Origin of the sequence: Acinetobacter sp. YH12211 (assembly GCF_013418015.1) — a bacterium.
GTDB lineage: Bacteria > Pseudomonadota > Gammaproteobacteria > Pseudomonadales > Moraxellaceae > Acinetobacter > Acinetobacter towneri.
Map to the genome: position 1 here is coordinate 18,159 of NZ_VPCW01000014.1, position 22,810 is coordinate 40,968.

Annotated in this window: 23 protein-coding genes and 1 pseudogene; all 24 read right to left on the bottom strand. The window is 37.3% G+C overall.

The genetic code is table 11. The annotated features are described in order from the left end of the window. Position 1 precedes the first annotated feature (1 nt). The 24 genes and pseudogenes from FTU98_RS08545 to tviB all read right to left on the bottom strand — a co-directional run bounded on the left by FTU98_RS08545 (position 2) and on the right by tviB (position 22,801). Positions 2-658 (bottom strand): NeuD/PglB/VioB family sugar acetyltransferase, encoded by a 657-nt coding sequence (locus FTU98_RS08545; protein WP_167845662.1) that lies wholly within the window; start codon positions 656-658, stop codon positions 2-4. Continuing rightward, positions 651-1,262, bottom strand: a complete 612-nt coding sequence (locus FTU98_RS08550) for a sugar transferase (RefSeq protein WP_180051032.1) — start codon at positions 1,260-1,262, stop codon at positions 651-653. Before FTU98_RS08550 ends, FTU98_RS08545 begins: the two co-directional genes overlap by 8 nt. Next, entirely contained in the window at positions 1,263-2,405 is a 1,143-nt protein-coding gene (locus FTU98_RS08555; protein WP_180051035.1) for a glycosyltransferase family 4 protein, read from the bottom strand. It lies immediately after the preceding gene. A 2-nt stretch (positions 2,406-2,407) separates the two neighbouring features. Then, positions 2,408-3,553 carry a hypothetical protein gene (locus FTU98_RS08560; protein WP_180051038.1) on the bottom strand — a complete coding sequence of 382 codons (1,146 nt, stop codon included), beginning with the start codon at positions 3,551-3,553 and terminating at the stop codon, positions 2,408-2,410. 67 nt (positions 3,554-3,620) lie between these two features. Then, complete coding sequence (gene asnB, locus FTU98_RS08565) at positions 3,621-5,582, bottom strand: asparagine synthase (glutamine-hydrolyzing) (RefSeq protein WP_180051041.1); 1,962 nt, start codon at positions 5,580-5,582, stop codon at positions 3,621-3,623. Between the two features lie 4 nt (positions 5,583-5,586). After that, positions 5,587-6,666, bottom strand: coding sequence for a glycosyltransferase family 4 protein (locus tag FTU98_RS13965; RefSeq protein WP_218948275.1), 1,080 nt, complete (start codon positions 6,664-6,666; stop codon positions 5,587-5,589). Then, positions 6,663-7,874 (bottom strand): glycosyltransferase family 4 protein, encoded by a 1,212-nt coding sequence (locus tag FTU98_RS08575; RefSeq protein WP_180051044.1) that lies wholly within the window; start codon positions 7,872-7,874, stop codon positions 6,663-6,665. The genes FTU98_RS13965 and FTU98_RS08575 overlap by 4 nt, the downstream gene beginning before the upstream one ends. Next, a complete protein-coding gene (locus tag FTU98_RS08580; RefSeq protein ID WP_180051047.1) occupies positions 7,871-8,416 on the bottom strand; it encodes a glycosyltransferase in 546 nt (181 codons plus the stop codon). The genes FTU98_RS08575 and FTU98_RS08580 overlap by 4 nt, the downstream gene beginning before the upstream one ends. Further along, complete coding sequence (locus FTU98_RS08585; RefSeq protein WP_180051050.1) at positions 8,400-8,636, bottom strand: hypothetical protein; 237 nt, start codon at positions 8,634-8,636, stop codon at positions 8,400-8,402. Before FTU98_RS08585 ends, FTU98_RS08580 begins: the two co-directional genes overlap by 17 nt. A 3-nt stretch (positions 8,637-8,639) precedes the next feature. After that, positions 8,640-9,737 (bottom strand): glycosyltransferase, encoded by a 1,098-nt coding sequence (locus FTU98_RS08590; RefSeq protein WP_180051053.1) that lies wholly within the window; start codon positions 9,735-9,737, stop codon positions 8,640-8,642. Next, complete coding sequence (locus FTU98_RS08595; RefSeq protein WP_180051056.1) at positions 9,737-10,729, bottom strand: glycosyltransferase; 993 nt, start codon at positions 10,727-10,729, stop codon at positions 9,737-9,739. Before FTU98_RS08595 ends, FTU98_RS08590 begins: the two co-directional genes overlap by 1 nt. 65 nt (positions 10,730-10,794) lie before the next feature. Next, a pseudogene (locus FTU98_RS13970) lies at positions 10,795-10,881 on the bottom strand (glycosyltransferase family 2 protein); the annotation flags it as partial. A gap of 18 nt (positions 10,882-10,899) precedes the next feature. Next, positions 10,900-12,336 (bottom strand): lipopolysaccharide biosynthesis protein, encoded by a 1,437-nt coding sequence (locus FTU98_RS08600; protein WP_180051059.1) that lies wholly within the window; start codon positions 12,334-12,336, stop codon positions 10,900-10,902. Between the two features lie 11 nt (positions 12,337-12,347). Beyond that, entirely contained in the window at positions 12,348-13,718 is a 1,371-nt protein-coding gene (locus tag FTU98_RS08605) for a Gfo/Idh/MocA family oxidoreductase (RefSeq protein WP_180051062.1), read from the bottom strand. Continuing rightward, positions 13,718-15,055, bottom strand: a complete 1,338-nt coding sequence (locus tag FTU98_RS08610) for a CDP-glycerol glycerophosphotransferase family protein (RefSeq protein WP_180009152.1) — start codon at positions 15,053-15,055, stop codon at positions 13,718-13,720. Before FTU98_RS08610 ends, FTU98_RS08605 begins: the two co-directional genes overlap by 1 nt. Before the next feature lie 2 nt (positions 15,056-15,057). Then, positions 15,058-16,173, bottom strand: a complete 1,116-nt coding sequence (locus FTU98_RS08615; protein WP_180009154.1) for a DegT/DnrJ/EryC1/StrS aminotransferase family protein — start codon at positions 16,171-16,173, stop codon at positions 15,058-15,060. Then, positions 16,170-16,631 carry an acyltransferase gene (locus tag FTU98_RS14055; protein WP_168390855.1) on the bottom strand — a complete coding sequence of 154 codons (462 nt, stop codon included), beginning with the start codon at positions 16,629-16,631 and terminating at the stop codon, positions 16,170-16,172. The genes FTU98_RS08615 and FTU98_RS14055 overlap by 4 nt, the downstream gene beginning before the upstream one ends. Beyond that, the gene (locus tag FTU98_RS14060; protein WP_168390856.1) at positions 16,628-17,038 is read right to left on the bottom strand and encodes an FdtA/QdtA family cupin domain-containing protein; all 411 of its coding nucleotides are present in this window, start codon (positions 17,036-17,038) and stop codon (positions 16,628-16,630) included. Before FTU98_RS14060 ends, FTU98_RS14055 begins: the two co-directional genes overlap by 4 nt. Next, positions 17,035-17,616: a dTDP-4-dehydrorhamnose 3,5-epimerase gene (gene rfbC / locus FTU98_RS08630; protein ID WP_180051065.1), complete on the bottom strand. Its 582-nt coding sequence runs from the start codon at positions 17,614-17,616 to the stop codon at positions 17,035-17,037. The genes FTU98_RS14060 and rfbC overlap by 4 nt, the downstream gene beginning before the upstream one ends. Next, complete coding sequence (rfbA, locus tag FTU98_RS08635; RefSeq protein WP_180051068.1) at positions 17,613-18,497, bottom strand: glucose-1-phosphate thymidylyltransferase RfbA; 885 nt, start codon at positions 18,495-18,497, stop codon at positions 17,613-17,615. Before rfbA ends, rfbC begins: the two co-directional genes overlap by 4 nt. After that, positions 18,494-19,387 (bottom strand): dTDP-4-dehydrorhamnose reductase, encoded by an 894-nt coding sequence (gene rfbD / locus FTU98_RS08640; protein ID WP_180051071.1) that lies wholly within the window; start codon positions 19,385-19,387, stop codon positions 18,494-18,496. The genes rfbA and rfbD overlap by 4 nt, the downstream gene beginning before the upstream one ends. Beyond that, positions 19,387-20,451, bottom strand: coding sequence for a dTDP-glucose 4,6-dehydratase (gene rfbB / locus FTU98_RS08645; RefSeq protein ID WP_180051074.1), 1,065 nt, complete (start codon positions 20,449-20,451; stop codon positions 19,387-19,389). The genes rfbD and rfbB overlap by 1 nt, the downstream gene beginning before the upstream one ends. After that, the gene (locus FTU98_RS08650; protein WP_180051077.1) at positions 20,452-21,483 is read right to left on the bottom strand and encodes an NAD-dependent epimerase/dehydratase family protein; all 1,032 of its coding nucleotides are present in this window, start codon (positions 21,481-21,483) and stop codon (positions 20,452-20,454) included. A gap of 40 nt (positions 21,484-21,523) precedes the next feature. Next, complete coding sequence (gene tviB, locus FTU98_RS08655) at positions 21,524-22,801, bottom strand: Vi polysaccharide biosynthesis UDP-N-acetylglucosamine C-6 dehydrogenase TviB (protein WP_180051080.1); 1,278 nt, start codon at positions 22,799-22,801, stop codon at positions 21,524-21,526. Between the last annotated feature and the right edge of the window lie 9 nt (positions 22,802-22,810).

The window sequence follows — 22,810 nt, forward strand, 5'->3', positions numbered from 1 at the left end:
ATTAGTTCTTTTTCAGTACTCTTGCAGGGTTACCCACTACAGTCACGCCTGCAGGTACACTTTTAGTCACCACAGCACCCATACCCACCACCGCACCGCGACCAATAATTAAAGGTTGGTCTGGCGTGCCTTGTTTAATCACCGCACCTGCACCAATATAGGCATGATCATGAATGTGAATATTGCCATTACACTGAACACCTGGGGCAAAGGTCACAAAGTCACCAATCACGCAATCATGTTCTACATAGCTATACAAATTGGCATGAAAGCATTTACCAATTTTTATATTTGAGGTAATGCTCACAAAAGGGCTAAGTGCTGCACCTGCAGCAATTTTAACCTCATCCATCAGCACTGCATTATCTGCCTGAACACTCCAGAGTTCAATTGCATCTTGTTCAAGTTTTATCGCAATTTTTTCACGCACTTGGCTATTGGCAATCGCAATTAATACCTGTTTTTGTGTTGCAGGATGTGCTTTAAATGCCGCATAATTCATGACGCGATGTGAATTGATTATGGTTTCTGTAACTAAGCTATCATCTATAAATACAATTTCAGCAGGATTTCCCAAACGCTTTAATTGGGCTCTTGCCACTGGCATCAAACTACGTCCACAGCCTGAAGCACCATATACTGCATACAGTTCAGTCATGCTGTTGATCCGATTTTGTGCCTGTAAATTTAGTCATAGTCGCTTCGCCTGCTTCGTTAATATCATCTTTGGCGAGTACTTTTTTAACCGTTTTCAGCATAATTTTAAAATCTAACCAAACCGATTGATTTTCAACATACCACGTATCGAGTTTAAATTTTTCTTCCCAACTAATGGCATTACGTCCATTGACCTGTGCATGCCCTGTCATACCTGGGCGGACTAAATGGCGTTTGGCTTGTTCTTGGTTATATAGCGGTAAATATTCCATGAGTAATGGGCGTGGTCCGACGATGCTCATATCACCTTTAATCACATTCCATAACTCCGGCATTTCATCCAAACTACTAGAACGCAGCATTTTGCCAAATGGAGTTAATCGCTCAGTGTCTGGTAAAGGGTTGCCGTGTGCATCTACTGCATCTTTCATGCTGCGAAATTTAATCATTTCAAAAGGTTTGCCGTTTAAACCCGGGCGCACCTGACGAAATAAAACAGGCGAACCTAGATTTTTTTTCACTTTATATGCCACATAAAAATACAACGGTGACAGTAAAATCAGAGCAATAGAAGCAATAATAATATCGAGGAAACGTTTTAGCATTTATATTAAACCCATTTCTTGCATCATATGTCGGTTCACTTGATGTACGTCATATTTATTTAAAGCTATTTCTCTAGATCTCTGACCCATTTGCTCAATTAATTCAGGCTTATTTATAAACTCTTGCATCGCATCGACTAGACTCGTCACAGATTTTACTTCAACTAAAAAGCCATTTTCGCCCTGAATTACAGTTTCTCGACAGCCAGGAGCATCTGTGGTAATAATTGCTCTTCCCATTGCCATAGCTTCCAAAACTGTACGCGGTGTTCCCTCTCTATAAGACGGTAAAACATAGACAGAACTTTCTGCAATAGCGGGTCGGACATCTGAAAGCTTACCCCAATATTTCAGTCTTGCATCAGCAACCCAAGTATCTAACTCTGATTGTTGGATTGCTGCAGGGTTTTCATCAATCCAGCCGACCAAATGAAATTCAACTTCTGGATGCTGCTGTTTAATTAGTTTTGCTGCTTCTGCATACTCCCTTACGCCTTTGTCACCCAATAACCGGGCAATAAGTAAGAATGAAAGCTTAGACTTATTTTGTGTATTAACAGGAAAAGGCAATACATTAAAGTCCGTAACATTCACCCCTGAGCCATTAACCACCACTGTAGGCAAATTAGGTTGCAAAAGTTTTAAATCTTGAAAAAGCTTTAAATCATCTGGATTTTGAAAAAAGACTTTATGACTATGCGAAAGGGCTTGCTGATATAAACCATGTACGATTTTTTGGAAAAAACTGCGCTTACTGCCGTATTCTACATTTTGAAAGGCGTAGCCTAAACCTGTAATCAGTGCAAAACGATGTGGTGCTTTGGCTAACCACGCGGCTAATGTGCCATAAATCACAGGTTTAATGGTATAAGACAATACATAGTCTGGTTTTATTTTTTTCATTAAATTATACGTTGCCCGTAATGTTTTTAAGTCTGCAACTGGGTTTGTACCCGTACGCTGTATAGGTACTTCGTGCACATAATAACCTAGAGCCTCTAGCTTTTGCTGTTCAGTTTTAAATAATGTTAAATTAGGCGCAATAATATGAATTTCTAAACCTTGTTGATTAATTGCTTCAAGTAACTTACCACGAAAATTAAGTACGGAAGGAAGAAAGCTAGAAATCAGTAAAAACTTCATAATTAAACCTTTGCTCTTATTTTGCGTGGTCGTATCACACTAATTAATAAGAATATTAAAATAGGTGCAAACATCCATTTTTGACGCATTGCAATGCCTAAGTTTGCTGTAGTTGTTGCTAATATAAATAAAACCATCATGGTATAAATCCATAAAAAAGCACGGTTAGATTCCACTAACGGTTTACTTTTCTTAAAAATAGCAATTGCACCTAATATGAATAAAAATAGTAAAATTATATTATCTACTGATGCTGCTAAAGCAAAAATACTGTTTGCTTCAAACGGTAAAGGTCTAAATAAATAAGTAAAAAGTTGCATTGGTAAACTCATTGAGCTGATATCAACACTACTCCCCCCCTCTAAGTTATGACCTTGTCTTTGTTCTATATACGCTTCAATATCTGCAGCATTTTGAGCATCTCCCAAACCTGCATATTGCATTGCCAATGGAACCACAACAGCACTAGATATGATTGCGATACTACCAATGAATAATCTTTGAATAATAGATACTCGTTGGTCAAAAATAAATGCTAAGGCATAGGCTGCCACCATAGCAGCAGCGATATGAGGACGCACCAACAACATAGCCAAGACGGCAACAATAAACAGAATAATACGTTTTTTAAAATTTAATGCAGCCCATAATGCTAAACACGCGGACATGAATGAAATACTATCTTTACCTACTGCAGATGACCAAAAGCTAACAGAGGGTAAAAATACAATAATGGTAGCTAAAAGCTTTAAGTGACGTGAACTTTTTTGTGTTGCATGTTTCAGTATAGAGTCAAATGCAATTAAGCCTATAGAACCAAATATATTAAAGACTAGAAAGCAGCCTAAAAATGAAAGCCCCAATACTTGAACTAATAAACTAGTAAAATAGATAATACCAGCTGTACCCAGACTAAACTCATTATCAAACCCGTATAATGATGCCTCTTTAAAATACATAGCTGCATCACCGCCTTTATAAAATATAAACCAAAAGTACACCATGCATAGCATAGTATGCCAGATATAGAGTAGTAGAGCTCTTTTTAAATTTGAATCTAAGTACTTACGTACTCCTGAAATAATAAATAAACCTACCACAAATACTAAAAAGGCACTAATTAACTGCAAAGCTGAGCTTGATAGCATTACAAAAATCTCGGAATATAGTACTTAGATAATATTAAACACTAATACTTAGCATTATAATCAACTTTTAATTAAGTTTTTCTTGGTGCTCAAGCCAAGCTTGAAACATCAATACATCCCAAAGATGGTGTTGCCAGTTCCGTCTACCACTTAAGTGCTCTGCCCATTTTTGCTGAATAGATAACGGATTTAAAAAACCTTGTTGACGCAATTTCGTTTCACTCAACAACTCTTCAGCCCAATCACGCAATGGCCCCCTCAACCAATTATCTATAGGTACACCAAATCCCATCTTAGGACGTTCTATCAACTCTTTAGGAACATGTCGATACAATACCTGTCGCAGAGCCCATTTTCCAACCCCATCGCGCAACTTCAAATTTTGTGGAAGTTGCCAAGCAAATTCTACGACTCGATGATCGAGAAACGGTGTTCTTGTTTCGAGGGATACTCCCATTGCAGCTCGATCTACCTTAACCAGAATATCATCAGGTAAATAAGTCATTGCGTCTAAAAGCATCATACGTTGCACAGCGTTTAATGTCCCCAAATATGGGGAATTACCACGTAAGTATGTTGAGGGTTCTTGCGCGCCTAATACAATACTTTCAGGCTTCCAATGGCTAACCAATCCTAAATACAACTCATCGACATTATGAGAAGTTAGGACACTCGCTGCCTTATGTAATTTTTCTCCAATATTTGCCAAGCGCAACGAGGGTGGTAATGTAGGTTCTAAAGGCTTTAATAAAATATTCCAACTATTGGGGGACAAACCATATAAACCAGCTGCTATTATTTTACGTAGGGCTATTGGTATACGTGATAAAGAACTCCATTGGTTATGTACCTGAATATAACGATTATAACCAGCAAAAAGTTCATCTCCAGCATCACCAGATAAAGATACTGTAACTTGTTGACGAGCCAATTGACTAACTAAAAAAGTAGGAATTTGTGATGAGTCAGCAAAAGGCTCACTATAGAGTGCAGGTAATTTTGGAATTACGTCCAGTGCTTGCTTTGGTGTAACATATAATTCAGTATGGTCCGTACCTAGATACTCTGCAACCGCCATTGCATGTTTAGCTTCATTATAGCCTTCATTATCAAACCCTATTGTAAATGTCTTAATTGGTCGACTACTCTGTGCTTGCATTAAAGCTACTATTGTTGATGAATCAATTCCTCCAGACAAAAATGCCCCTAAAGGAACATCTGATATCATCTCCTGACGTACAGAATTTTTTAATAGAATTTCAAGCTGATCTACCGCTTCATTATCTGTACCTAAAAAAGGATTATTTACACCTCGTTCTGCCACATTAGGTAAAGACCAATATTTCTTAATCTCAGGTTCACGTTGTTTTAATGAGACCGTAAGTAAACAGGCGGGAGGAAGTTTAAAAACTTTTTCATATATTGAGTAGGGTGCAGGAATACAATTGTGGCGCATATAAAGAGACAAAGCATTTCTATTAATTTCTGCTTTGAAAGCAGGATGTTTTTTTAATGATGCAAGATCTGACCCAAATAAAAAAACTATATCATTTCCTTGCCCTTGCCATCCATAATATAAAGGTTTTTCACCCATTCGGTCTCGCGCTAACGTCAATTCGTGTTCTTTTTTATCCCATACAGCAAAGGCAAACATGCCAATACAGCGTTCAATTGTTTTCGCTATACCCCAAGAACTAAAACCAGCAAGTAAGGTTTCAGTATCAGAATGCCCACGCCATAGATGAGAAGTCATCTCTTGACGCAAATCTAAATGATTGTAAATTTCCCCATTAAATGCAATTACATATCGACCACAGACAGATTGCATCGGTTGTGCGCCTGCAGCAGATAGCTCCAGAATAGATAATCGTCTATGCCCAAGCGCTATGCCACTATTCTCATCTTTCCAATAACCGTCTGCATCAGGTCCTCGATGCATAATAGCGTTAGACATATGTTCCAATATGCGAAGTGCAGCGCCATCTGCTCGCCATTTTCCTGGTGTTAAAAAGCCTACTAATCCACACATACTTTTAAGATCCTACTGCTGCTTTTTTTAACCACATTGCTAAATTTGGTGCTGCCACCTGTAAACAATATTCTTGTTCAACACGCTGTCTCCCACTCTGCCCCATCTGGTTACGTAAATTAGCATCTATTAATAAATGTTCTAATACGCCAATCCACTCATTTACATTATTTGCCAAGTAACCGTTTTCACCTGACCTCACAATTTCAGTGTTTACGCCAATTGGACTAGCCACCACAGGTAAACCACAAGCCATATACTGAATTAGCTTATAACCACACTTACCTCTCTCCCATGGGGAATCTAGTAAAGGCATTACGCCCACATCAGCATTTGCAATATTTTCTACCTCAGTATTTTCTGACCAAGGAAGACACTGCACATTAACTCCAGATATATCTATTTCACCTCCAATAACTCGAAGCTGAAAAGGTATGCGTTGAGCTAACTGTTGCAGAGGTTTTTCCAAAATTTGTAAATAACGAACAGTGCTTGGAGATCCTATCCAAACGACTACTGGTATTTTATCTGTTTTAGATTTTATTTGAGGTTTAAAATAACGTTCTAGATCAATTACTGTTGGTAGTATCTCAACCCATGGTGCTCCAGCAAGTCGAGCGCGTTGTGCTAGATATTGATTACCACCAATTACAAGAGTTGCATTCGACATAAGTTCATCAAGTCGATGCCCAAACAACTGGCGTATGATTTTTAAACGATGCAAATCATAATTATGGAACCATGCATCATCATAATCTAAAATATAAGGTATGCCTTGTAACATAGATTTCTCTAGCCATACCGGCATCCAAGGTAGAGCTTCTTTTTCAATCCATAACAAGTCATATAAATTACGCTTACGCATGATAGCGATTCTTTCAATAAAGGAGTTCAATACAGTTATAAGCCCATACTTACCTTGTTGATATTTTGATAATAAAGCCTCATCATCAAATAAAGACTGTACTTCTATCTCACATCCTTCTGCCGCAAGTGCTGGCAGGTATTGCAAAAAACGCATACGACTAGAGGCACCTAAAGTACTATAACGCGTTAATGCTAATACTTTTATTTTCTTTTTCACTGGTCTTTTTCCTGAAATGCACTTAATGCTGCTGCATATTGCTTAATAGTCTCTTCTAATGAAAAATAGTGCAAACCAGCTTCATGACTACGTTTTTTCCACTCTTTTTGTTGAGGTAAATAATTGTTGATTACCCAATCAATACTCTTTTCTAATTCATCTAACTCAGCTGAATGAAAGACACCTGCCTCTGTCAATTCGGGTGCATTGCCTACATTAGGGGTACCTAATATTGGCAATCCTGCCAATAGATATTCTCCCAGCTTGATAGGTAATACACCCTGTGTAGAAAACTTTGGTTCTCTTAAAGCTAATGCTAAATCGCAACTTGCTAGCGCTGTTGGCACTTCTATAGCTGGCAAAGTTTGATATTCAATCCAGTCTTGCCCAGTTAAACCTTTTTCTTCTAATTGCTTTTGAATTTCTAGCAATGCTGAAGAAAATAATTTAAATCGTAATTGAGGTATGACTTGTTTAAGTTTAACAGCTATATCCAGCATTTCTGGGAGCCGATATTGGGGACCAATAGAACCACAATAACATAATACAAAATCAGTTTTTTGATCTGGAATAGATAGCTCAAAAGCTTTAACAAAAGGTGTAACATCCACACCATTTGATACTCGATAACATCGTTCTGGAGGCAAGCTTGCTCCTGCACGGGCTATTAAAATTTTTCTTGCTGCTTCTGTGCGGGTAATCACTCCATTAGCTTGACATAACATTTGCATTTCAATATCACGCAGCAAGCGATAGATCTTAGCGGTTGGTGAAATGCCTGCAAAATCAACTCTTTCATCAGCTGCCAAACCATCTGCATCAAAAACAATATTCAATTTTTTACGAGCAACTTTAGGCATACTTAAAACTGCTAATGCAGGCATTAAACTACGTGGCATTAATGTATCAATATTCCACTTAGCTACTGCTTTTTGTATAGTATGTTGACCTAAGCAAGCTGTCAAAAAAGAACCAATAGCTTTAAAAACACGAAAAACTTTTACAGACTTATACGGTATATTCAGTTGTGCACAGGCTTGTGCACGTTGTTTGAACTTTTCTGGCGTTCCCCAACCAAATTGTAATACATGAAATTTATATCCTTTTGTTTCCAAGCCTGCAAAGATAGGTAAAAACAATCGCTCAAGGTATTGGGTTTCGGGCCCATCCCATGTAATAAATAAAATATTTTTAATAGATTTTTTCATAACTTAGCTAAAGACTCATATAAAGCATCAATTTCATTACAATAGCGTTCTGCAGAAAACTCTAACTCAGCGCGCATACGACCAGCTTCAGCAATTTTTTGACATTGTAATGGGTTTCGATACAAACTAAAAATAGCTTTTGCAAAATCCTGGGGTGAATTAGGGGGAACTAAAATACCCGCTTTCCCTTGATCCAACACATATGGCATGCCACCCACACTTGTAGCTATAACAGGAACTTGTGCTAACATTGCTTCAACTAACACCAATCCAAAAGCCTCGCGTATTGAAGCTAATGCAAATACATCCATCAATGGATAATAGTGCCGTGCTTCTGCCTGATAACCAGCAAAAATCACACTTTTAGTTAAACCAAATTCAGCTGCTAGATTTGCTAATACTTGTTCATCAGGACCGCCACCAATAATAAGAAGCTTTGCCTGTACAAAACCCTGATCATGTAATATTTTAAGCGCACGTATTAAGTCGCTAAAACGTTTATGTTCATCTAAAACACGCCCTACACTACCAATCACAAACATGTATTTTCCATCCCTCAGCCCTTAATAAATTAGGTAATCCACCTGCTGTCTCTTGGGTAATAATTACATGCTCATATTTATCTTTGGGTAAACATCTTGCTAAAACTAAACGGAGCTGTTCCACTCCACCTGAAGATACCCAACCTAAGGTATGTAATACGCGAATACGTCTACTTTGATAGTCATGACTAGCAGTTTTGTATTTATGTTTAACGCGCATTTGTTATCTACATTTAGCTTTCAATAGCCCATCATATAGTTCATCTAGTTGATTCAAATAATTTTCAATTCCGAACCTCTGCAAGACCTCATCTCTTCCTTTAATAGCGATAGACTGTAATTCATCATCATTGTATCTATTTGCAAACTGGATCATCTCTGCTAATGCCTTTGCTGTAGGTTCTTGAATTAACCAACCAGTTTTACCATGAGTGATAATTTCAGCAGTGCCACCAACTTTGCTTGCTATTACTGGTAAACCCGCTGACATGGCTTCACAAACTGCTAAGCTCAGACCTTCAGATAAAGAGGGCAATAAATAAAAATTACAATCTTTAATTAAATCAAAAGGAGATTCTTGAAATCCATACAGCTTGACTTTATCTGTTAAATTTAATTCCTTAATATGTTGATTCAATAAAGTGCGAAGGCTCCCATCGCCCACCATATATAACTCTGCTTCAATCCCTTGTTGTTCTAGTAAATTAACAGCATCTATAGCAGCGATTGGGTTTTTAACCGGCTCTAAACGCCCAACATAAGCTAACTTTAGCCTTTCAATACGTGGTGTAATCAGATGAAAAGTTTTGGGTGAAAACGGGTTATAAAGCACTTTAATTTCATCATCAGTTGCTTCCCCTAATTCGATTATAGAATCCTTTACTGCTTTTGCTACAGCAACAATACAATCACAATAATGATAAGCCCAGGCAAAAATGCGTCTCGCCTTAGCTGAATGATTTGGAATTCCAATTTCTTCAGCAATTACAACAGGCACACCTGCCAAACGGGCAGCAATAGCACCATGAAAGTTAGCTTCTGCTCCACGAAGATGTACGACTTGAGGTTTGTGCTTTTTGAAATAACGCCACAATGCAAATACTGCACTTATAGACGGAATTTTAACGTTACAACCTAAAGTATCAGCCTGCATACCCAAATTTTTTAAGTTTATTTGAGCTGAACCGCCAGAACCAATCGCACAAAAAGCATGATTAAACTTTGATAGATTGACGTTTCTGGCAATTAATTGTATCTGTGACTCTACCCCACCAAAATCAAGAGAGGTCAGTACATTAACGACTAAAGGCTTTTTATTCATTATTTATGGGCCTGCAATCTAATACGCTTTAATAGAAAAAAAATTTTCTTGCCGAAAACTCTAGGTAAAATTACTTTAATATGTCCTAACCTGATAGCAATAATAAACAACTTCAATTTAGAATAAAGTGTCAAACTCTGCCAATTAGATATTAAACTATAGTATTCAATTTTTTGATTTCTCACTAAATGATTTTTATCATTATAAAAAAATAAAGAATTTTCATTAATTACTTGATTACAAAAAACCTCAACCTTTAAATAAGATTTCCAACGATTTATAAAATTCTCTTCCATTACTTTTATATTTGTTCTATCAATTCTTCTTGCTGATAAATTATTAGAATGATGCCGATATTTTATTAAAGAGTGTTTTAGTCTCAAAGACTCTCCCCCTGCTGCCCTAATTAAAGTAGAAAAAACTGTATCTTCAAAGTTTATTTTATTGCTGGAGCTTGGTATCATTTTTAAAAAATTAGTACGATATACTGCTGTTGCGCCGTGTAACCATGAGTTATCACTTTTATGCCAAATATCGCGTTGAGCAAATCTTGCTTCATCCCAATTTCTAACTTTCCCCTTTTCATCAATCACAACTTCATCACTTGATAGGGCTAATACTTCTCTATCTTTAAAATATGGAATAACAATACTTGTACGTTCAGGTAATGAAATATCATCACCTGCTGCAACTACTATATATTCACCATGACTTTCATGAGCGACATCCAATATATGATTGAGTAATCCACGATTTTCTGATGATTGCCGTGCAATCACTCTATGTGGACCTTTATATGCTGCAACCATCTCTTGCATAATTTCAAAGGTGCGATCACTTGATTTATCATCAGACAAAATAATTTCAAGCGGCTCGTAAGTTTGCGAAAATGCACCTTCAATTGCCTCACGAATGTATTGTTCCTGATTATAAGCAAATAAAGCAAAAGTCACTAAAGGACGTTCATCATTCAATTCAGAAGAGTTTTTCATATCTTAAATATTCTAAAAATGAGGTAAAATAAATTTGGAATCTGGAATATGTTTCATCATTTGTGATCGATTACACTTTGAATACTATCTTGTACAAAGTTTTCATGGTTATAACAAGGAATAACTACGGATACTAATGGAGAGATTGTCATAAAGATATTATTTAACCGTTAAACTCTTACTTTACCAATAAGTAAATTTATATATCTAATTACAAACTGGTCGCGCATTATAACAAGTAGTAAAGGATAAAGAAGTATTCCTAGCGAAATTTTGACAATTAATCTTAACCATAACACAATCTCCAATTCTAACTGGCTTACTGCAACATACATAATTGCGGCAGCGATAATATATTTAGCCGCAACCTTAATTTGTGACCAACCACCGAAACTAAATAGTTTGCCAGGAAAGTAGGCATTTATAAAAAATGCTATAACAGTGGTTACCACCATAGCCCAAGCTACAGCCACTATGCCATAGGGGACAGATATCAATAGGGCGGCAATAGTCATAGGAAGTTTAGATAAATCTACCTTTAAAAATAAATCTGACCGACCTATCGCATTCAATATATTCATATTAATCGCACTAATAGGCGTAATTGCACGTGCAAAACAAAGTATACTTAGTACAGGAGCTACTGGAAGCCATTCCTCACCCAAAAACAGTAAAACAACCTCATGAGATACCGCTGCTAAACCTATTAATAAAGGAAGAGATATCAACATGGTAATAGATATCAACTGTTTGTATATACCAACTAGCCGCTCTCTATCTTCTTTTACAGAAGTTAATATAGGATAAGTAACCCCTTGCAAAGTAGAGGAAAGCATCAAGTATAGGTTATTACTTAGATTATTTGCCTGGGTGAAATAACCCACTTGCGTAGCATTAAAATAACGCCCTATAAGTGCAATATAAAGATTATTTACAAAGGTCGCAACAAACCCTGCTATCATTAAATTTGAACCAAACTTAAATAAGCGCCTGAATGACTCAACACTAAATATGAACTGCGGCAACCAACGGCAAAGCAACCAAATTAACAACGCATTCAATGCTGATTTAACAATCAACATCCATACAAATGCCCAGTAGTCATAGCCTAGCTTTGCTAAGTAAATACCCACTACTCCTGAAAACAGAGTTGCTATCGTACTAGCAATAGTTTGACTCTTAAAATCTATATTTATTGTTAATTTCGCACGTACCACTACAACTAAAGAATTGATAATGATCACCACAAAGAGGAGCCGTGATATATCGATTAGTTGAGGTGCCTTATAAAAATCTGCTATGAATGGGGCACTAAAATAAAGTAAAATATACATGGCCACGCCCCATGCCATGTTTATATAAAATACTGTGCTTTCGTCTTCTGGTGTCACCTGCTTGCTACGTTGCACAAGAGCAGCGGAAAATCCATTGCTAATTACGCTTTCTGCTAACAGCATAAAAATCGTAAGCATACCAATAAGTCCAAAACTCTCTGGACCAATCAACCGTGCTAGATATATAGTTACAGCTAAATAGCCAAGCTGATTAATCATCTTATCAGCAAGGCTCCAAGCAAAACCCCTAATCGCTTTTTGTTTCAGGGACATAAGTTATTAATCTATTTAAAAGAATGGTTTTTTTCTAGTTTAATCACATTGTGACCATCTAAAAATCCCTCTACTATTTTGGCAAAATGTAGTGACTCATTAGGTAGTAACTTATGTGATCCTCTCTTGTTATTTATCATAGAAACAAACTCTGCTAGCTCATAACGCAAGCCATCTCCATCAAATTTACAATAGTACTTTTTATTATTTGATTGATTCTCAAAACGAACTTCAAAATACTCGGTTAGCCACCATGGTGCAGGCACATATACATAGCCTTTTGTTCCCGAGATAATAAGATTTCCTTCTGTTTTTGCACCAATACCCACTTTGAGAGTGGCAATAGCACTCTTATATTGAAGATTCATTTTTGTAAATAAATCCACATCCTTTTCATTTGACCAATAAGAATATGCTTGAGTGTTAATTACCTTTGTTCCGAGCAGTTTTGTGATCGCAAGCAGCGGATATGTTGCTAATTCTGTAAAGCTACCGCCAGCATCATCTTTAGAGAACTCGCGAGCGCTTTCATCTTCATACAGCTTAGTAAAGCTAGCATCTATGCTTACTATTTCCCCTATCAAACCGCTTTTAGCCACGGCTACCATTCTGATAAACCCTGGAGCATAGGCCGTCTTAACGGCTTCAGCAAATACTAACTTTTTTTCTGAGGCTAGCAGAAATAACTCTTCAAGCTGGGCGTGCTTTAAGGTTGCTGGCTTCTCACACAGAACATGCCGGCCAGCCTCTAAAGCACGTTTTGCATACTCATAATGAGTGTTATGAGGCGTTGCGATATAAACAGTATCTACTTTCTCTAAAAAAGTATCATAGTTTGTTTCGTAAAAATTTAGCTCATGATCTTCGACAAAAGTACGTAACTTGCTTTCGGTTCTTCCAAATGCACCTTCTATGTTAACCCCACTAACAAAGCGAGCTTCTTTTACAAACCGATGGGCAATACGTCCTGTTCCAACCACACCTAAAGTAAGCACACCATATTTATCATTTCTTAGCTCGGTACTGGAAACACCTTTTGTTCTCTCTAGGTAGGTAACCTCACAATACTCGTTTAAATAATCAAATTTACCTAGCCAGTCAGATCCAATAGCAAAAATATCAACATTATACTTTTGAATGTCATTAACCTTCTGGCCTTCGTATTCTTCAATGATGATCTCATCTGCTAAACCAGAAGATCGTACATTTTCTATACGCTCCATGAGGCTTTGTTGAACGTTTAGCTTACCACGCGCCTCATCGTAGTTTTCAGTAGTCACACCAACAATTAAGTAATCACCTAGCTTTTTTGCACGCTCAAGCAAACGATAATGACCATCATGGAAAAGATCGTATGTTCCGTAAGTAATAACCTTTTTCATCACAGTTTTCCCTTATTTTCTTCACTTGATGTAAGCTTAATAGCTTTGGTGAGGTCATCGATTATAAGCTCGGACGGTGTTGTTTTTGAATAGTATCTAGACACATGTCCATCTAAAAACTCTTTATGTTCAGGCTTTATGTCTATTTTATTTATCAAGCGTTTAACAAAGTCTTCTATATCATCTTGATTATGAGACAAAAAACAGGATTTCAATGCATTAATTCCAAATTTAGAATAGAAACTACCAGTGTTTTCAGCTGAAAGACAATAAAGCACAGGTTTGCCTACATATAAATATTCAGCTAAAAACGATCCGCTATCGTGAATCATCGCGTCAGAAGAGCAAAATAAATCCGCATATTCACCTTCATCTAGCTGGGTGAAGCTCTGACTTTCCCAGTATTTATAGTATTCATCCGTTATATCAACACCCCAATCTGGGTGTAAATATAACTTTGGTTTAAGCAAAGGATGTGGTTTGAAACTCCAAACTATTTCGTCTTTATACTTTTTGGAAAGCGACTGGAAAAAGAAAGCATAATGTAGAAAGGTTGAGTAAGGTGTTTCTTTGGTTTGTTCAACACTATGATGCGGCGCCCAAATAATTTTTAATCTACCGTCATTAGTTTTCCAGCTTTCTATACATTCAAGTGAGGAGTTAAGTTTATTTAAAAGACTTTCCATGGAAGGATAACCACTCACAATAACGTTTTTACCTTTAGAGCTAGATAATGTCTGATAAAGCTCTAAAACTTGGTGGTTCGAAGCGAAGATTATCCACTGCGCAGCATGAAAAAACTGATTAAACTGTTCATGGTTATTAACTACTTCATGATGATAAGGCACATAACAGCTCAAATAATTTAAATATGCATCTTCATAATATTCTTTGCGCGTTAAATTATGCGGATTGGTGAAGAACACAATATCAGGCTGTATTTCTTTAAGGGTTATCCAACGCTGTTCCTCTGCATGATAAGAAGAAAGTAGTGGATAACCTTTTTCTTTAAAATATTCATAACATTCTTGCATATCCTGCCACATGTGCTCTTCCCCATAAACTGTATAGGGACATACAAGGATTACTGGTTCAAAAAATGGATCGTTCAGCATTTTCTGAAATACAGGATCAACTTTCCAAACGCTCTTATGAATAGCCAAAAAAACTACTTTTATTTTTTCTTTGCCTTGTATTTTTTGTAAAAGCTCTTGATGCTTTTCTTGCATATGCAAGAAAAGCTTTCTTTTTTGTGGGTTATCTACAAATTTTATCTTAAATGGACGTAGCCACTCTTTAAGCATTGTAGGCAATAGCTTTTTTAATAAATTTAGCATACTTAACCCTCAAATGAATTAATAGCCGCTATCACCAACTTCACCTCTTCATCACGCATTACAGGGCTAAGTGGTAAACTTAGCACCTCTTGGTGCATGACTTCAGTTAATGGGTAGCTTCGACTATTCCATTCCTTATATGCTTGCTGCTTATGCGGTGGTATCGGGTAATGAATGAGCGTTTGTATACCCTGCTTGTTTAAATGTTTTTGTAGTGCTTCACGCTGATTGGTACGAATTACAAATAAATGCCAAACATGCTGCTCATAGGATTCAGCATTAATTCCATTCAATGGGAGTTGAATTAAAGGATTTTTGATACCATTCAAATATAAACTCGCAATATGACGTCTATGCTGAGTTTCTTGATCCAAGTATTTGAGCTTAACATCTAACATCGCCGCTTGAATTTCATCTAAACGGCTATTTACGCCTGGTACTAAATTTTTATACTTTTCATGCGAGCCATAGTTACGTAATGCTTTTAACATGGTCGCTAATTCTGCATCATTCGTTGTAACTGCACCTGCATCACCCAATGCACCTAAATTTTTTCCAGGATAAAAACTAAAACCTGAAGCATCGCCCCAGTTTCCTGCTTTTTTACCTTGTATTTGTGCCCCGTGACTTTGTGCGGAGTCTTCTAAAACCAATAAATTGTGTTGTTTAGCAATTTGCATAATTTCAGGCATTTCTGCCAATTGACCATATAAATGCACAGGCAGAATAACACGGGTTTTAGCAGTAATAGCCTGTTGAATTTTAGCAGGGTCAATATTATAAGTATTTAAATCAGGCTCTACTAATACAGGTGTTAAGTTATTGGCTGTGATAGCGAGAATACTGGCAATATAGGTATTTGAAGGAACAATCACTTCATCACCATCATGAAGCTTACCCAGCTCTTTCCATGCGCGTAATGTCAAAATTAATGCATCTAAGCCGTTCGCAACCCCAACACAGTACTGAGTACCACAGTAAGCTGCAAAGTTTTCTTCAAATTGGAATAATTCATTACCACCAATATACCAACCCGAATCAATTACACGGGTACAAGCTTCAATCAGTTCAGCGCGGTATTGAGCATTTATAGATTTTAGATCAAGAAAAGGGATCATTTAATATACCTTATAATTTTTGCAGGATTACCCACCACCACAGCATAATCTGGAACATCTTTAGTCACTACCGCACCAGCCCCAACCATGGCATTTTTACCAATCGTAATTCCAGGCAAAAGGGTAGCATTTGCTCCAATACTACAACCCTCTTTTAAAGTAATTCCCTTAAAAGAGTCTGGATATTGTTTAGAGCGTGGCATTACATCATTGGTTAGAGTCGCATTCGGACCAAGAAATACGTTATTTTCTATACGTGTTCCATCCCATACGTAAACACCTGATTTAATTGTGACATTATCCCCAATAATGACATCACCCTCGATTAAAGTATGGGCACAAATATTACAGTTTTTCCCTATTTTGGCACCCTTTAAGATTACTACAAATTGCCAAACTTTGGTGTCTTGTCCCAATTCAAACTCAGCAACACTTGCAAGTGGGTGAATAAAACTCATTTTGAGGCATCTCTTGCTATTTTTATAAAATCTTCATAATCACGAATATAATCACTCTCATCATAATGCTCACTGGCTAATACCAGCAACACACAATCTTGTGAAAAATCATGCATCTCACGCCAAACTAAATCACTAATTAACAAACCTTTAGTAGGTGAATCCAACCAAATTTCTTGACGTACTTTACTATCATCTAGAATCATTCGACACTTTCCAGTAACACACACTACAATCTGTTTAAGATCTTTATGCGCATGAAAACCACGAGCAACATCTTTTTGAGTTGCAAAAATGTAATACACACGTTTAATGTCAAAAGGTACGGTTTTTCCTGTTTCAAGCGCAACCAGTGAACCACGCTCATCCCCAAGTGGAGGAAAATGAATCCATTGAATTAAACTCATATCGAACACTCCACATTCTCAAATACTTCAGCTTGTGAAAAGGCTAAAGCTTGCTGATCTTTGGCAGAGATCTGTATATCAGTTGTGTACAACGGCCAAGCTATTGCAAGTTGTGGATCATCCCAACGAATGGCTCGCTCATGTTCAGGACTATAATAATCTGTGGTTTTGTATAAAAATTCAGCAGTATCACTTAAAGTTATGAAACCATGAGCAAAACCGGGTGGAATCCAAAGTTGTTTATGATTATCAGCACTTAATTCTTCACCAACCCACTGTCCAAATGTAGGTGAGCCTTTTCGAATATCAACAGCAACATCCCAAACTTTCCCTTGCACGACTCTTACTAGCTTGCCTTGTGCCTTAGGAGGTAATTGATAATGCAAACCACGCAGTACACCACGGCTCGACTTACTATGATTATCTTGTACAAAATTTGGAACTGGTAAATTCAATTCTTCAAATACAGATTCAAAACGCTGCTGGTTAAAGCTTTCCATAAACCAACCACGTTCATCTCCAAAAACTTGTGGATGAAGTATAAATAAACCGTCGAGTTTTGTTTTTTCTACTCTCACTTTACTTCATCCAATAATTTAAATAAGTATTGTCCGTAATCTGTTTTCTTCAGTGCTTCTGCACTTTCAGCTAACTGTTCTTTTGAAATCCAGCCTTGCTGAAAACCAATTTCCTCCAAACAAGCCACTTTTAATGATTGACGTTTTTCAACAGTATATACAAATTGTCCCGCTTCTAATAAAGACTCGTGTGTTCCTGTATCTAGCCATGCAAAACCACGCCCAAGTAATTCAACATTGAGTGAGCCATCTTTCAAATAGGCATTATTAATATCTGTGATTTCTAGCTCACCACGTGCGGATGGTTTTACCTGTTTAGCAAACTCAATAACCCGATTATCATAGAAATATAAACCAGTTACTGCATAAGGTGATTTTGGTTTGGTTGGCTTTTCTTCAATGCTCAGTACTTTGCCTGTTGGATCAAACTCTACTACACCAAAACGCTCTGGATCAGTCACATGATAACCAAAAACAGTTGCACCAACATCAACAGCATTTGCTACTTTTAATTGCTTACTAAAATTTTGACCATAATAAATATTGTCACCCAATATTAAGCACACATGATCATTACCTATAAATTTTTCACCAATAATAAAAGCCTGGGCTAATCCATCTGGTGAAGGCTGTTCTTTATAACTCAACTCAATACCAAACTGCGAACCATCACCAAGTAACTTTTCAAAGTTTGGTAAGTCTTCAGGCGTCGAAATAATTAAAATCTCACGAATACCTGCCAACATCAATACTGATAATGGGTAATAAATCATGGGTTTATCATAAATTGGTAAAAGCTGCTTAGATACACCTTTAGTAATAGGATGTAAGCGTGTACCTGAGCCACCTGCCAATATAATACCTTTACGCTTTATACTCATTTCTGAAGTACCTCTGTTACAGTTCTTTTTACATGTACTTTCCAGTCTGGCAAATAAATTTGAAAAGCATGTTGAGTTTTTTGATTATTTAATCGTGAATTAAGTGGACGTTGTGCGGGTGTCGGATATGCTGCTGTTGGAATCGGATTAACTTGTTGAATAGCTAAAGGTACACCTAATTTTTTTGCTTGCTCAAATATATAGTTTGCATACTCAAACCACGATGTTTCCCCACTAGCAACCAAATGGTAAATACCAATTTTAGTTTGATCTCGCAATGTCTGCACAATCGCATGAGCACTTACATCCGCAATTAACTCAGCTGACGTTGGAACACCAATTTGATCATCAATAATAGATAGTTCTTCACGCTGCTGAGATAAAGCAAGCATTGTTTTTAAAAAGTTTTTACCTTTTTGTGCAAAAACCCATGATGTTCGAAATATCAAGTAATTACATTGAGCATTTTGAATAGCCTGCTCACCTAGCGCCTTAGTTTGACCATATACATTCAAGGGATTCAGTGTATCTGCTTCATTAAATATTGATGTACCTTCACCATCAAAAACATAATCTGTAGAATAATGCACTAAAAGTGCCTTAATTTGAGCACAAGCCTCAGCTATCTTCCCTACTGCCACATAATTAATGAGATTAGCCATATCTTGTTCTGTTTCAGCCAAATCTACAGCAGTATAAGCACTTGCATTCACAACAACATTTGGCGCTATATCTATAATAGTTTGATAAATTTGTTCAGGTTTACTTAAATCACCACACCATTGATTTAAACCATTTCGATCAAGTGAAATCACCTCACCTAATGGCGCAAGGGAGCGCTGGAGCTCCCAGCCAACCTGACCATTTTTTCCAAGCAATAAAATTTTCATTACTTAGCCTTGTATTGTTTTTCTAACCAAGATTGGTATTCCCCATTTTGAATATGCGCAACCCACTCCTGATTATTCAAATACCACTCTACCGTTTTACGAATTCCAGTTTCAAAAGTTTCTGCAGGCATCCAACCTAGTTCATTTTGAATTTTTGTGGCATCAATCGCATAGCGTAAGTCATGCCCAGGGCGGTCTTTTACAAATGTAATCAATGACGCATACGCTTGACCGTTGGCTTGTGGTTTTAACTCATCCAAAATTTTACAAATGGTTTTGACCACTTCTATATTCTGCTTTTCATTATGACCACCAATATTATAAGTTTCACCCACTACACCTTCGGTCACCACTTTATATAAAGCACGCGCATGATCTTCTACAAATAACCAATCCCGAATTTGCTGACCATCGCCATATACAGGTAAAGGTTTGGCATCTAACGCATTTAAGATGACTAATGGAATTAACTTTTCTGGAAAATGGTAAGGCCCATAATTATTCGAGCAATTGGTCACAATGACAGGTAGACCATAAGTTCTGTGCCAAGCACGGACTAAATGGTCTGAACTGGCTTTAGAGGCAGAATATGGAGAGCTTGGCGCGTATGAAGTTGTTTCTGTAAACAAATCTGTGGTGCCTTCTAGGTCACCATAAACTTCATCAGTTGAAATATGATGAAAGCGAAAATTTTGTTGCGCTTCAGCGTCAAGCCCCATCCAATACTTTCGAGCAACTTCTAATAACGTATATGTCCCCACAATATTAGTTTGAATAAATGCTGCTGGGCCATCAATTGAGCGGTCTACATGCGACTCTGCTGCCAAATGCATAATTGCATCGGGTCGAAATGCGTCTATTGCGGCTGTGATTTGCTCTGTATCACAAATATCAATTTGTTTAAACTCATAGTTCGAATGTTTATCGATTTCTTTTAACGACTCTAAATTTCCCGCATAAGTCAGTTTATCTATATTCAGAACTTGGTTATTGGTATTTTGAATAATATGGCGGATGACGGCTGAACCAATAAATCCTGCGCCGCCAGTGACTAAAATCTTCATTTATTTATTACCTAAAAATTTTATATACCATGGCATTGCATTTTCAATACCTTGTGAAATAATGAATTGGGGAGCATAGCCTAAAAAAAATTTAATCTTTTCTATACTTGCTTGGGAATGTCTTACATCTCCTGCCCGGAAATCCCGATAGATAGGTTCTTTACTATATGTCACACCATTTTTATTTAACGCATCCTTAATGGCATTAAATAAATCATTGAGTGTAGTACGGTCGCCCACTGCTACATTATAGACCTGGTTTTTGGCTTCATCATTATGCCTAGTTGCTGCCAAAATATTCGCTTGAACTGTATTTTCAATAAAACAGAAATCACGACTAGTTTCACCATCACCATTAATGAAAACATCATCACCTGCAATCATGGCTGCGGTCCATTTTGGAATCACCGCAGCATAGGCACCGTTTGGATCCTGACGTTTACCAAACACATTAAAGTAACGCAAACCAATGGCTTTAAAACCATAAGTGCGTGCAAACACATCTGCATACAACTCATTTACATATTTAGTGACTGCATAAGGCGAAAGCGGGTTACCAATATTTTCTTCCACTTTTGGCAATGCAGGATGATCACCATAGGTAGAACTACTGGCAGCATACGTAAAGCTAGATACTTTAGCATCACGTGCTGCCACCAACATATTTAAAAAACCTGTAATATTGGCAGCATTAGTCGTAATTGGGTCTGCAATAGAACGTGGCACAGAACCCAAAGCTGCTTGGTGCAATACATAGTCCACATTTGCACAGGCTTTTTTGCAATCTTCTAGGTTACGGATATCCCCTTCATAAAACTTAAAGTTTGCCCATTGTTCAGGTGTCACTAAACCCTGAACTTCATCCAAATTATGCTGGTGACCTGTAGCAAAGTTATCTAAACCCACAACCTTCTGATTCAGCCTCAGTAAAGTTTCTAATAAGTTTGAGCCAATAAAACCAGCCACGCCTGTTACTAACCAAGTTTTTGGTGCGTGTTGTAATTGCTCACATACTGTTTGATATTGACTCATGAACTTGTCATTCCTTATTTTTTATTTATTTGCACTTTAATTAAAGTCGAATATCGGCTTCTTTCGCGTCTAGCACATATTTTAAATCATAGAGTACATGCGCAGGTTTACCCAAAGCACGAATTTGCGCTGCCCCCATCTGTTTAAACTGCTCATGTGCCACCGCTAAAATAATCGCATCATAGCTATTGTCACTCACAGACTGTACAGGGCGAATGCCATATTCATGCTCGGCTTCCTGCACATCTACCCAAGGGTCATACACATCTACATCTATTTGATATTCTTTCAGTTCAGTCACAATATCAATAATTTTGGTATTACGAATATCTGGGCAGTTTTCTTTAAAACTTAAGCCCAAGACTAAAACTTTAGCACCTTCTACCTGAATTTTCTTTTTAATCATCCCTTTAACTAACTGAGTCACCACATAAGCGCCCATACCATCATTTAAACGACGGCCCGCTAAAATAATTTCAGGATGATAACCAATAGACTGTGCTTTATGGGTTAAATAATATGGGTCTACCCCAATACAATGCCCACCGACCAAACCAGGACGGAAAGGTAAAAAATTCCACTTGGTTCCCGCAGCCTGCAACACGGCTTCAGTATCTATACCCAACTTATTAAAGATCACTGCCAATTCATTAATTAAAGCAATATTCACATCACGCTGGGTATTTTCAATGACCTTAGCGGCTTCAGCCACTTTTATACTCGCGGCTTTATGAGTACCTGCTTCAATCACCAAGTTATAAACCTGATCTACAAAATCTGCTACTTCTGGAGTAGAGCCTGAAGTGATTTTTAAAATATTGGTGACTCGGTGTAGCTTATCGCCAGGGTTAATCCGCTCTGGGCTATAACCTGCAAAAAAATCCTGATTAAATTTTAAGCCTGACACTTGTTCCAAAACTGGAATACAAGCTTCTTCAGTTGCACCTGGGTAAACGGTAGACTCATACACCACCACATCGCCTTTTTTAAGCACTTTCCCTATACTGGTAGAGGCTTTAATAAGTGGGGTTAAATCAGGTTGTTTAAATTCATCAATAGGTGTTGGAACAGTCACAATAAAAAAATTGCAGCTGCGTAAGTCATCTAAATTGGCTGAGTAACTTAAATGTGTCGCTTGTTTAAGTTCTTCTGGTGACACTTCTAAGGTGTGATCTTGCCCACTTTGTAATTCTTGTATACGTTTTTGATGAATATCAAAACCCACCACTGTCAATTTTTTCCCGAATTCCACAGCCAAGGGTAAACCGACATAACCTAAACCAATAACGGCAATTTTTAGCTCAGAGAGTTGTAGCATTTTAGCGCC